Origin of the sequence: Pseudomonas sp. JY-Q (genome assembly GCF_001655295.1) — a bacterium.
Classification (GTDB): domain Bacteria; phylum Pseudomonadota; class Gammaproteobacteria; order Pseudomonadales; family Pseudomonadaceae; genus Aquipseudomonas; species Aquipseudomonas alloputida.
The window spans coordinates 5,378,144-5,390,184 of record NZ_CP011525.1 but is presented as its reverse complement, the minus strand read 5'-3'; the positions used below and the strand labels follow the sequence as shown (position 1 = coordinate 5,390,184).

The following is a 12,041-nucleotide window of genomic DNA, read 5'->3' as shown; positions in this document are numbered from 1 at the left end:
GGTGTTGCACTCAGTTTTTGCCGCCGCCGCTGTATTCCCCAAATTGTGCGTGGGTGCCAAATTGGGCGATACAAATTTTCCAGGCAACGTCTGGAAACCGTTCAGCTAGCCTTTTCATTAGGGCTATTCGATCTTGTAGGTTCGCTGCGGTTTGCGGCATCCACGACCGAAAAATGGACTCCAACGAGTGGGCGGGTTTATTCACCCAATTATCATTTATTTCGATTTGCGCGAGCCGCGCTAAGATAAACGCTGCGCGAGGCAACGTATTGGGGGCCCATGCAAGTCCTTCCAGTGCCCACAGCAGCCCTGTACGGCTCGGGCTGCTCCCAAAAACACCTGAATTAGCTGGGCGGAGAAGACCGAAAACAGCAGGATTCTCAGAGTTTAAATCCCGCTCGATGATGGAGAGAAATTCGTCGGGAGCGGCTTCTGCATAGGTAGCTAAATCGTGGTCATTTGCTTCTAAGATCCTTGTTGTTAACGGCGTCGGCAGCAACTCCCTTATCGTACATATGACCTCAGTATTTGTTTGAACGCCTAACCGAATGTCAAATAACTGCTGACCATGTACCGCAAGCAATACGAGTGTTTCAGATATTCCTTGCCTAAAGGCGCTTGAAAATTCACGCGTCTTGCCATGAATTGATGCTGCCCACCGCTGGTCTTCCTCAAGATCGAGGGCAGGATCATCTTCTCCTAGCACCATTCGAGCGACAGTGAAATAACGATCAAGGTCGGCAGCCGTTACAACTCCTGCAATTGTATATAGCAGGTCAATCTTTGATACCACTCCCCTAAAGGTGCCAATTGACCAGACTGGAGAATCATTTAAGTGGCAAAGGCCCTGAAGTTCCTTTTCAATATCATCAAAATTACGACCTCCGCTTAAAAGGTTCAGCCCAATCTGATCCGACTGGTTAGAAGTGTCCCATGCACCGACAAAAAGAAATGGAATAAGCTGTAATGCAATTGAGCCGTCCACGGCCCACTCCGGCATCTGTACGGCTGGAACTGTCGAAAGCTTGCGCCTAAGAACCGTTAATGAACGTCCAGACGCGTCAGAAAGCCGCGAGATTTCATCTCGGTTTTTTCCCATACTTTCTAATGCAGTACTGAATGTATCTTGACTGACCGGTTCCAAAATAATGTCCGGCTTGTTGTTTAATGCGTTCCGGGGGTATATAACTAAAGAGTGAACTAGGTTTGCATGAGTTGCTAGTTCAAGTTCTACATCTCGGCTGAATACTACTGGAATAAATGTTTTTTTCTCAGCCGTCAATCTTGGCAAGACTCCTGTCTGGTCGATTATTATAACTTGTTCCCGATATACGCTGAGTTCCTTGCCACCCAATTCGCCGAAAAGTTGCGAGATGAACGCGAGAGCTTCCTCGGCAGAATCAGCGGTAATTAGAAGGGGCTTCTCGGGCGGCTGTGATATCCAAGACAGAACTGTTCGCTTTGAGGCTTCAATCGCGGAGCTAAACAGAGAACCTACGAGAGGGGGCGTAGCGACCTTTGCCCATTCGTCCCAGCCCACGTCCAACGTGCGAAAGCTGATGCCAGATGAACGCTCCAGATGACTTTTAATTTCATTCAGTTCGCTGGTAATACCTAGATGTGAGGCGGTGATGAGAGCGCCCCCGCCTCGGTCATCTACTTGGGACTTTACCGAGGCGGCGAGAATAGCAATTACTGTTTCAACCAGCCCCTTGGCTTCGCGAACTTCAGCAAAGGCGATTTTGATGAAAGACGTTTCAAGATGCTTTATGAGATCTGTAGGCGGCTCAGTTCCTAGCAACTTTGCGGCCACAGCTCTTCTGAGTCCAGCTTTTACGTCCGGTACTGAGAGCCATGTGCCAAGGTTTGGTGATTTTAAAAAAGAAGGTGTAGACAATAGACCAGTTACGTTGCTGACACACTTCTGAATCAACGATTCGTCTAGCTGACCAGCTGCCATGCGGCGCATCGCAGAGTCGAAAATCTCCTCATCGATAGGGTTCGCGCTGCTAGGGTCGATAGCTGCAGCGCGTTCAGCTCGAAAAATATTCAAACGTCTCCATGTGGCCTTCAGCACCGGAAGTATTGCTCGAAGCCCCGCTGTGATTCCTGGTTCCATGTTTCATCCTTGCGCACACTGGTACGCGCTAACTACGTTCATCGCAGTTTAGCGGTAACTCAAAGGCATTTGGAATTCAACACAAAAGGGTATGAGACAGAACCAACTGGTGACCAAGCTGGGCCTAGCTGCTCGGCCGTGAAGCGTCACTGGCACCTGCTCACCGACCTTTGCACTGGTATGAAGTCCCAATCTGGGTGACAGCATATCCACCTCAAGCCCCATCCATATATCTCCACCTGGGTCTTGCAGGTGCAGGAACACTTTTTGTGTTCCTGCACCTTCGTGTTCCACATTTTTCGCAATGGTGTTCCTCGGCTAAAGGCCCTGTGGTTTGTGGCTTCCAGCGTTGTCGGAACACTAAGAACACCGGTGTTTACCATTACCCTCCCCATGCCCCGGGAAGGGTAAACGCCAGCAGCGCGGCAAGCCCCTACACGGCTCGAACTGACCGGCGAGCTTGGCTGCTTGGCGGGGTACGAACCGGGAAGACCGCAGCCTTTTTTAGCGCCCATTTCATTGGCTTAGATGCCGGGGTGGAGCGTCTGTTGTTGCCGCTTTTAGGGTCCTCTACACCCCCCCCTCCCTACACGGGTACGGGGACTCGCGGTTTCCCTGCAGCTGAGATTTTCCTTGGGATGTCCGTCTTCTGTTTCATTCGGCTGAGGCCCAAACGATTCCGAAAGCTTGACTTGACGCTTGTTGCCAGGGCGCGGTCGCATCTCAGCTGTTAGCCGGTCGGCCAGCTAAGCGGTCAGAAGACAGGCAGGCAGAGTTACTGCTCGGCGGGTTGTGTCTTGCCATGCCGCCGAGGCAGGGGAGGGTGAATTGGGTTTTAGGTATATGGTTAGGTATACGGTTTGGAAATATAGAGGACAGAGGTCAATAAATACGGGGTCTATGGGTGCCTTATTCGACTCCTGTCTCCGCACCAGACAATTTGGCCGATGGTGATTTTTGCTATCGGGCCATCAATGTAAGCCAGCCTAATGCGGGCTTTCTTATGCCTGTCTTTTCTCATCAGGCCTGCAAACCTCGGACTTAGCCGTTCCCCCCCCCTGTAGGAGCGGGGTTACCCGCGAACACGGGCGAAGCCCGTGCCATCCACCACCTACCCAACGCAATTAAACATGGTCCTATAACCCAAAGGCCGAATCACATGCAGCTCCTGCTTCCCAGGCGCAGCAACGACCTCTAAACCCACCGGCGCGCTGTGAATGCATAATCGGTAGTGTGGTGCCGGTTTTGCCCGCACTTAAGCTTTTAATCGGCAAAATATTGCCGGTTCCTGCCGTGCGCACTAGTTTAATCGGCATTCAAATGCTGATTAATGGTGTCGCGATGCCGCTCAGACTCACGATCCGGGCTTCTCCGATGGCGCATGGCGCGAGGCAGCGACACTCTCGGTTGAGAACCCCGAGCGTGTTGCTGATGGAAGCTGCCTTGTCGCCTACGACGACTACATCATCGCGATCTGCTGAACCGCATTCTAGGGAGCACCGATAACCACGGCCGCAACACCTGCATCATGCGTGTGGGTGGGAGGTTTCGTTTGGCGCCAATCTATGACCTCGCGCCAATGATCCGGGATGAAGAGGGCATCACACGGACGACGAACTGGGCGGCGGAGCGCAAGGGGTCTTCCAATTGGCACGACAACTGCGCTGAGCTTGTTGGTTACACTGATCCCGATGTCCTGCTGCAACGGTTGATGCATGCGGCTGAGGCATTCAGGGCGTTGCCCGATCTGTTGACCGATGCGCCTGAATCGATGCGCAATGCAGCCTCTCTACCTGTAAATAACCTGGATAAACGACTCGTGGAGTGGGGACTGCGATGAAAAAACTACAGCCTGAAGAGCGCGCCCAGCTCGTAGAGGATATCGTCAAGCGCAACGCGGCGGGGTTCGATCCAATTGGGACATCCATCCGCCGTCTGCGGCTCGAAGTCACCGGGCTTGATCAAAAGACCTTCGCGGCCATGTGCAAGATGTCCACGAAAAGCCTGTACGAACTGGAAAGCGGGAAGTCGAATCCGAAGCTCAGCACTTTGGAGGCCGTGCTGCGTCTCTTTGGCGTGCGGATGGGTATGGTGATGACTGCCAAAGATAAGCCCACTGCAACGCTCGTCGGCAACAATGTCGGTCCGTTGAAGGCTGGTGGGCCAAACGCTGTGGCCGCGCCGCTGGCCAGTTCCTACGTGGTGGCCGGACCGAAACGAGGGAAAAGCCCTGCGGCAGCCAAAGCGAAGAAGGCAGTGTCGAGGCCGACGTAGCCACGGGCACGGAAAAGCAGTCAGGAACAGTGAGATTGATGTGGGATGCAAATGAAGTCTCATCCCATTTTCCTCTTACTGATCGGTTGCGGTATTAAGTCTGGTTGCTCGCAGTGGTTCTGAACCACGACGGCTTCATGCTTGTAACGATCATGGGCGCTCGTGCGCTAAACACACCGTATCTCGCTGCCCTGCAGGAACCTATTCGCTTGGTCGACTATTGCGCCAACCTGTGCCTGTCTCTTTCTCTGGAAAGAGACGGGCACTTCTAGCACTGCTGCAGCCCTCTTCGCATTTGGGGTTGCGGCAACTCCCCTCGTGACATCGGCGTGACAAACGCCGATGTCACCAGCAATAGCGCTCTAGATGATGGTGCCGCAGACCAAGGAATGGATTGCACCTGACTGACAGTCAGGCATGCCCCGGTCATCGCATGGCTGCTTGCGCCCGCCTCAGAATCTCGCGGCACAGGTCTTGTCATCCAATGCAGCCTCCACCCGCCCACCGGTAACGGCGCTCAAAAGGCCGTGTTGAGCGACTATGCGGCGTATCTACGCGACTTAGAAGATTCGGTGGCCTTGCTGTCAGCACCGCGCCAAACCGACTATCCAGCGTCAGCAGGACCATGGCCGCACTTCGCGGTGATCAATACCTGAAGTTGGCCAGTCATGAGGCGGGTGGCGGTGTGTCGTTTAAACTGAAACTGTGGAGCAGGTGATAGTTAATTAGGCTTTCATGGGTTTGAAAAAACGCTCCAGCATCCAGAGCGGTGCCTGTCAATTTTTTGTTTGGCGAAGTGGTCGAAGAAGGCTTCCTATTTTGGCGAGTTTCCAATACTCAAAGCGCATCTTGCTCACTTTGCTCTTGGCTCTCCCCGTCAGCTTCATCTTGAGTGCGTACCCAACTCCCAGAGAACATCGCAGAAACGCCGCAATACTCGCTTGGCATGGACGACGTAATTTCTGCTATTGACCTTTTAAACACGACATCAAAAGTTTCATCAGTGACTTTTTTATTTTCATCTACCACTCGCATCGTTGTGGAAACCTCACCATTGGATTCGATTCTGGCTACAGTATTTTCCATAGCCCATACATCACATTCATGATGAGTGCTCGTATCTACGGTCTGAATGTGGACTGCGATGGGTTGTACTGGGGTGCCATGTGCAAATTCGTTTGCAACAAGCATTCTCCCGGCGTATCCACCTTCTTGGTATGAGAAGTAGGTGAACGGCTCGGAAAATGCAAGCGTAGAAAAACTTGAAATTGCCGCGATGGTAAGACATTTAAATAGTTTCACAGAGGTTCCTTTTTATAGATGCTGTATAGGTCGGATTTAAATTTGCTATAGGGATTTAAATGTCATTTTATGGCTTAGGTCAAAAATTAGCGGGTCAATGACTATGTTTCTTGTATTAGGGTCGCCTATGACTTGCCCTTTAGCTATAAAGTAAATGCCTTCTACCTTCACCCTTTTTCCATTCAGTGCTTTGAATGTTTCGGCCTCGTCACCGTCAACGCCAGCGACTTGTGCTATTCCGATGCCGTATTGTTCGCCTCGTCGTGCTTCCCATTCAAAATACAACCAGTCTTTCCAAGGTCCGACACCTATCTTTACTTGACCTATAAACCTTCCGTTCTCTCGTCGGTATTCCTCTGTGCCCGGTATCAAATATCCCGGGGTTGCGTTTATTACATAGTCAAAATTAGTTATTGGAAAATCTATGGCAACATCTTTCGCATACGCTATAGTTCTTTCTGAAACAGCATTGGCTTTGATAAATGCATCAGCGATAGCAGCATTCTTCAGGCCGTCAGCATATACGGTGAGATTTAGTTTTTGCGAGAATAAGATATTTGGCTTGCCCGCACTCCCACCAGATGGACCTCCGGATTTGAAATACGCATATAGAGTTTCGTCCAAACTATAGCCGGCTTTTGCGAAAGCTTTGTTCATATATTTAGCGTAAACATATGACTGTTCCGGTGTCGGGAATACGGATTGTGCTACTTTAGACATATCATGTTTAAAATCTTCCTCATAATGAGCTCTGAATATGTTTGCCACTTCTTGCGCCCCAGAAATTGTCAAGGGAGCGGCTGGCAAAGCGGCATGGGTCAATGAACATAGCAGCGTGAAACAGAGCGTCAAACAGAGTCTGAGCATATCTAATTTCCTTATCAGTATTCAGTTAATGGTTTTTATAATTGGTATTTTATTGCGAGTAAGTTCATGTTTGAATCGCCCCTGGTTTTCTAGGCACTCTCCAAGCTCAGAAAATGGCGTTTCTCCTACTCTGCTGGCGACAGCTGCATAGCGCTGCTGTGTCGGCGTTCAGGATTATAAAACATCTCGATGGAATCGAAAATATCACTACGGGCTTCGGCACGTGTTGCATAGATCTTTCGTCGGATCCGCTCCCGCTTCAAAAGCTGGAAAAGCTCTCGGCTACGTATGGCAGTTTCCTCGGCGGCTCATGCTGCTGATCACATTGTTGGCCTTCAGGAAGCTTTGCCAATCTGAGTTACTGAGGTGTCTAGGAAACCAGGGGCGATTAATGAGTCGTTACGTGAAGTGTTAGGTCTGAATGCTAAAGCTCAGCAATCCGCTGACTTCCGGACTTGAGCCAGAAATAAGTGTGCTGATTAAAACTTATACGACTAAAGTTTAGTACAGCGAGCAGGCAAAAGGTGATTTTCTGGTCTATATGAGAGGACCCCATCATAGGAGCTTCATCATGAGCAAACCTCAAGACCGCACCATTTCCCAGCGCCCAGATGGAAAGTGGGAGAACAAGCGGAACGATTCTGACCGCGCTTCAAGCGTCCACGATACACAGGCCGAGGCTCAGCAGGCCGCACGAGAAATGCTACAAAACCAGGGTGGTGGTGAGATGACGACTAAAGGGCGCGACGGACAATTCCGAGCCAAGGACACCATCAAGCCGGGTAATGATCCACGTAATATCAAAGGCTGAGGTATTGGCCCCTAAGAGGTGGAGAGTCCAGCTACGTTGAAGTCGAAACCACGGCTGCTCTGGCAGATTAGCGAATAATCCTTAGCAGATTGCTATAGGCGCAGAAGTCGCTGGTTTTTAAGGGTTGTCATCCAATTCGGCGCGATTCATACGTAATTCGTAGACGTTTCCTACAAGTTATCCTATTGCCCGACCAACCAATGTGAGGCTAAATCTCTCCGTCACGGTAAATCCCGTGACCGGGCGTAGGAACCCGTTGGTAAACTTGGCGCACGCACTAGGCGCCCCTGCATCACAGCTGGCGCTTTTTTTGCGTCTGCCGTGCTGTGTCATGGCGGCTGTGTGTGGGCAGGCTTCGGCCTGGCCGGGTTTCCAAGTTTCCCGGTATTCCTACCCCGCACACAGCTGCCACCCAATCCCGTAGGAAGGATCGTGGCAGCTCCAACTAAAACTTGGAGCCTCATGCATGCTTATCTCAAGTCCAAGCGGGACCCTCGCATCCGTTCTCCTCCGCCGTTCTTCAACGGCCCCCAGCTATTTCACCCTCAACCAACCCCGCTTCGTCTCTACCCAACCGGAGGCCCGCCATGTCTGACCAAGAACGCCTCTCCACCATCCAAAGCTACGCCTGGACCCTCGAACTGCTAGGCGAGGCCCTGGTCCAGCACGACGAAATGCTGGAATGCGAACACAACCCGCGTCTGAGCTTTCGCAACACGGCCGGTATCCACCAGGCGATCCGGATCATCAGCCGGTTGGCCAGTGAGCAGTGTGGGAAGGTGATGGAGCAGGGTGGGTAGGACCCAGCTGATTAGTGGGCACCGCGGAAGAGGGCATGGCACTCCGGTGTGGATGCATGAACTGCTGCTTTGCAGTCCTTGGACATGCAACACAAAAGCAGCCCCTTCTGCGGGGATGGTAGCAACTGCCTCAAGTTGAGTAGAACGCTCGCGCCTCTGTAGTGCATGGTAATCAGGCAAAGCGCACTTAAAGCGCTTTGCCCTGACCATTTGCCTGGCCATGTGCCAACTACCGAGGATTCTGCATGGATCAAAACAGAGACAGCCTGAAAACCACCAACCCTATTGCCGGGCTGCCGGGCGCGGTGTTCGAAAAGGCGTGGGAAGTACGCTGGGCATTGAAGCTGGCCTATGTAGGCTTGTTCATCGATATCGCGCTCATGCACTCACTGGGTACAACCTTGCTGGGTTTCTCAGGGGACATGGCGATCGTCTGGGAAAATGTCGGGCGTATATTCGTGGGCATCATGGTCTTCTGCCTGGTGGTGTCGGTGGTAATCCCGGTGCTGGCGCAGGTGGCGGCGATCTTGGGCAGCTTCATCCCGTGGCATCGGCTTCAGGGTCCGCGAGATTATTCGCTGTTTCCCAACTACGTGACCTTCAGTGCACTGCGAGAGCACAGCCTTCGTGAAGGCAACGAATTCCTCTACAACTATTGGAAACGCAGGACCATGCAGCGCGAGGAGTGGCGGCAACAGCGCTTCCAAGCCGGGGTACTGGTGTTCGGCCTGGTGCTGATGGCAATTGCAAATGCTGGGGTGAGTGCTCATTTCCAGCTGCCCGGGTTGATGGCCTATATCACCTTTTGGTTTGGCTGGAAGGGCTATGCGCTACTGAGCATCGTCACCCTGTACCTGCTGCACTGGGCGTGGTGGTCATCGGATGAGATCGGCCAGATCTACTATCCGCCCTTGGCCGAGAAGTTGAAGAAAAACCAGTACTGATGTCAGTGTGAACCTGCTTTGCAGCCCATCGCGACCCAAGGTCCGCACCGTCCGTGCAGACCTTTGAATGATCTCGGGCAGTTGTTGCAAGGCGGTTCAGCTCACAGCAATCGCCGCGTTCAGCAGCAACACCACCATCAAGCCAACCACCGCCACAATCGACTGCACCACCGAGATGGTCTTGGTGGCTTCGCCCATGGTCATGCCAAACGACTCCTTCACCATCCAGAAGCCTGCATGGTTCGCATAGTTGAAGAACAGCGAACCGCAGCCGATGGACAAGGCCAGCAAAGGCAGGTTGAGGCTGGGGTCTGCACCTGCCAGCGGTGCCAGCAAGCCGGCAGCCCCTACGATACCGACCGTGGCGGAACCGGTAGACACCGAGAGCAGCATCGCGATCAGCCACCCCAGAATCAGGGGAGGGAAGGCAGATTGCTGGGTCAGGTGCACAATGGCATCGCCTACCTTGGCGCTGGTCAGCATCTCCTGGAAGGCACCGCCACCGGCAATGATCATGATGATCGAGGCGATTGGCTTGAGGCTTTTGCCCAGTGCATCGCGCAGCTGTTCGGCGTCGCCGCCGCGCGCAAGCACCAGGCTGGCGCCGGCGAACAGCACGCCCAGCAGCATGGCGATCAGCGGGTTGCCCAGGAAACTGGCCAGTTCCAGCAGCGCATTGCCTTTGGGCAGCAGCATCTCGGCGACGGCATGCACCAGCATCAGGATGGCCGGCAGCAATGCGGCCAGCATGCCGACCATTACCCCGGGGCGGGGTTGGCCATCGGCTTTTTCGGCCAGTGTGAACTGGTCCAGCAATGCCTGATCGGGCCGCGTGTTCATGCGCGGTGAAATGAACATGCCGTACAGCGGGCCGCCCAGGATCATTGCCGGAATGGCGGCAAGGAAGCCATAGAGCATGGTGGGCCCCACCGAGGTCTTGAGCACGGCAATGGCGGTCAGGGGGCCTGGGTGTGGCGGTACCATGCCGTGCATGGCGGCAAGCGCCGAAATGACCGGCACACCTACATACACATACGCCGAGCCTTTGAAGCGCGCCTTGCTTTCCAGTTTGCGCGCCACGCTGAATATCAGCGGCAGCATGATCACCAGGCCGACTTCGAAAAACATGGGGATGCCAATGACGAAGGCAACCAGCATCATGGCCCAAGGGATCATGCGGTCGGAGGTGCGCTTGAGGATGACATCCGCGACCTGTTCCGTGACGCCTGCGTCAGCCAGGATCTTGCCGAGCATCGCACCCAGCGCGATCACCACCCCCACTGCGCCCAGTGTCTTGCCGGCGCCGGTGAGCAGGTGGGAGACGATGCTGCCTGGCGCCATATGCGTCGCGAAGCCCACGCCAATGGACACCACCAGCAAGGCCAGCAGCGGGTGCATCTTCAGGCGCGAAACGATGAGCGCCACCAACACCAGAACACTGGCCAAGGCTGTCAGTAATAGCTGTATATCTAAGGGAGTCATTCAAGGAGTCTCGGTTGGGCTGGCGCTCGGCTGCACTCAGGGTTTGAAGGCATGACGGGCGTTTCCACGGGGCATGCCCAGGTGGCTGCCGTTGGGGCTGCTGCTACGGTTTCGAGGAAGGGAACGCGGCGTTGCGCTAGCTGCCGCTCACAGGCGGGCGCCTGGCAACGGAAGATGGGCAGCAGGGAGGCGTGGCGCTGAGGCCGGTGGGCGGCGGTGTGGCGACGGGGCGCTTGGGCAGCATGGTCATCGATTGATTCACCTTGTTGTATGGTCATCTATATGAATATGGCCAAAGTATTCGCGCTGCCATGGAATACTGTCAAGTGAAGGTAGTCGCATCGTCTTGGGTGGCCATTTAGCCCCGGCAGGCAATACTTCTCTCTATACGCAGGCGTGTTCCTGGTGGCGCGCGCCGCTGGGAGGTGTCTGGTGAACAAATTAACGATTGTGGGTGCCGGCCTGGTCGGCGAGGCGGCGGCGCAGATCATCGCCCGCGATGAGTTGTGCCGTGAGCTGGTGCTGATGGACGTGCAGGGTGAGCTGGCGCAGGGCAAGGCGCTGGACGTTTGGCAGGCGGCTGTGGATTCAGGTTCCGATACCCATGTTCACGGCGGGGCCAAAGCCGAAATGCTGGAGGGGTCCGAGCTGGTGGTGATCACGGCGGGCGTGCCGCGCAAGCCCGGCCAGTCGCGCCAGGATGTATTGAGTACCAACCTGCCAATCCTCGACAGCATCATGGCGGATATCAAGCACCACGCGCCGACAGCGACGGTGCTGGTGGTGTCCAACCCGGTCGATGTGCTCACCTACCGCGCCTGGCGCGTGAGCGGGCTAGGGCGCGACAAGGTGTTCGGGCAGGCGGGGGTGCTGGATACCGCGCGCATGAAGTGCTTCATCGCCGAGCAAACCGGGTTTTCTGCACGGGATATCACGGCGCTGGTGCTGGGCGGGCATGGCGACAGCATGGTGCCGCTGATGCGCTACTGCCAGATCGGCTCGGTGCCGCTGTCGCACTTCCTGTCCAGCGAGCAGATCGAACAGATTGTCGAGCGCACCCGTAAGGGCGGCGGCGAGATTCTGGGGTTGAAGAAGACGGGGAGCGCCTGCGATGCACCGGGCGTGGCCATTGCGCAGATGGTTGATGCGATCGCCAATGGGCGGAACCGTATTTTGCCGGCGGTTGCGATTCTTGAGGGCGAGTATGGGCGAACGGATATCGCCATGGGGGTGCCCTGCGTACTGGCAGAGAAGGGGCTTGAGCGGATTATCGAGTTGCCGCTGGATGCGCAGGAACAGGCGATGTTCGACCACTCTGCAGACCAGGTGGCGCGGGATATTGCCGAGATGAAAGCTTTGTGAGCGGCAAAGCGGCTTCAGTTGACGCGTTCGATGCAGGAGCGCCCTGGTGGCGCTCCTGCACGTCGTGCCTGCATAGATGA

At 54.5% G+C, this 12,041-nt stretch carries 10 protein-coding genes and 2 pseudogenes; 7 read left to right on the top strand and 5 right to left on the bottom strand.

The window, feature by feature from the left end; genetic code table 11:
* Positions 1-10 precede the first annotated feature (10 nt).
* The gene (locus AA098_RS24155) at positions 11-2,119 is read right to left on the bottom strand and encodes a hypothetical protein (protein WP_064615056.1); all 2,109 of its coding nucleotides are present in this window, start codon (positions 2,117-2,119) and stop codon (positions 11-13) included.
* A 1,438-nt stretch (positions 2,120-3,557) separates the two neighbouring features.
* Here AA098_RS24155 and AA098_RS29960 point away from each other — a divergent pair.
* The 3 genes and pseudogenes from AA098_RS29960 to AA098_RS29955 all read left to right on the top strand — a co-directional run.
* Positions 3,558-3,959, top strand: a complete 402-nt coding sequence (locus AA098_RS29960; protein ID WP_371914708.1) for a HipA domain-containing protein — start codon at positions 3,558-3,560, stop codon at positions 3,957-3,959.
* Positions 3,956-4,393 carry a helix-turn-helix domain-containing protein gene (locus tag AA098_RS24145; protein WP_064615054.1) on the top strand — a complete coding sequence of 146 codons (438 nt, stop codon included), beginning with the start codon at positions 3,956-3,958 and terminating at the stop codon, positions 4,391-4,393. Before AA098_RS29960 ends, AA098_RS24145 begins: the two co-directional genes overlap by 4 nt.
* A gap of 500 nt (positions 4,394-4,893) precedes the next feature.
* A pseudogene (locus AA098_RS29955) lies at positions 4,894-5,060 on the top strand (integrase); the annotation flags it as partial.
* Positions 5,061-5,230: 170 nt separating this feature from the next.
* On the opposite strand, the gene AA098_RS29365 reads toward AA098_RS29955, so the two are convergent.
* The 3 genes and pseudogenes from AA098_RS29365 to AA098_RS28920 all read right to left on the bottom strand — a co-directional run.
* Complete coding sequence (locus AA098_RS29365) at positions 5,231-5,695, bottom strand: hypothetical protein (protein ID WP_156747531.1); 465 nt, start codon at positions 5,693-5,695, stop codon at positions 5,231-5,233.
* A 45-nt stretch (positions 5,696-5,740) separates the two neighbouring features.
* Positions 5,741-6,562: a hypothetical protein gene (locus AA098_RS24140; RefSeq protein ID WP_064615053.1), complete on the bottom strand. Its 822-nt coding sequence runs from the start codon at positions 6,560-6,562 to the stop codon at positions 5,741-5,743.
* Positions 6,563-6,687: 125 nt separating this feature from the next.
* A pseudogene (locus tag AA098_RS28920) lies at positions 6,688-6,925 on the bottom strand (IS3 family transposase); the annotation flags it as partial.
* 208 nt (positions 6,926-7,133) lie between these two features.
* Between AA098_RS28920 and AA098_RS24135 the strand changes: the two are divergent.
* The 3 genes from AA098_RS24135 (at position 7,134) to AA098_RS24125 (ending at position 9,117) form a co-directional block, all read left to right on the top strand.
* Positions 7,134-7,373: a DUF2188 domain-containing protein gene (locus AA098_RS24135; RefSeq protein WP_064615052.1), complete on the top strand. Its 240-nt coding sequence runs from the start codon at positions 7,134-7,136 to the stop codon at positions 7,371-7,373.
* A 587-nt stretch (positions 7,374-7,960) separates the two neighbouring features.
* Positions 7,961-8,173: a hypothetical protein gene (locus tag AA098_RS24130; RefSeq protein WP_014589611.1), complete on the top strand. Its 213-nt coding sequence runs from the start codon at positions 7,961-7,963 to the stop codon at positions 8,171-8,173.
* A gap of 245 nt (positions 8,174-8,418) precedes the next feature.
* Positions 8,419-9,117 carry a hypothetical protein gene (locus AA098_RS24125; RefSeq protein WP_047605121.1) on the top strand — a complete coding sequence of 233 codons (699 nt, stop codon included), beginning with the start codon at positions 8,419-8,421 and terminating at the stop codon, positions 9,115-9,117.
* Positions 9,118-9,213: 96 nt separating this feature from the next.
* On the opposite strand, the gene AA098_RS24120 is transcribed toward AA098_RS24125, so the two are convergent.
* A complete protein-coding gene (locus AA098_RS24120) occupies positions 9,214-10,599 on the bottom strand; it encodes a GntP family permease (RefSeq protein WP_064615051.1) in 1,386 nt (461 codons plus the stop codon).
* Between the two features lie 432 nt (positions 10,600-11,031).
* On the opposite strand from AA098_RS24120, the gene AA098_RS24115 reads away from it, so the two are divergent.
* Positions 11,032-11,961 carry a malate dehydrogenase gene (locus tag AA098_RS24115; RefSeq protein ID WP_064615050.1) on the top strand — a complete coding sequence of 310 codons (930 nt, stop codon included), beginning with the start codon at positions 11,032-11,034 and terminating at the stop codon, positions 11,959-11,961.
* Positions 11,962-12,041: the final 80 nt, after the last annotated feature.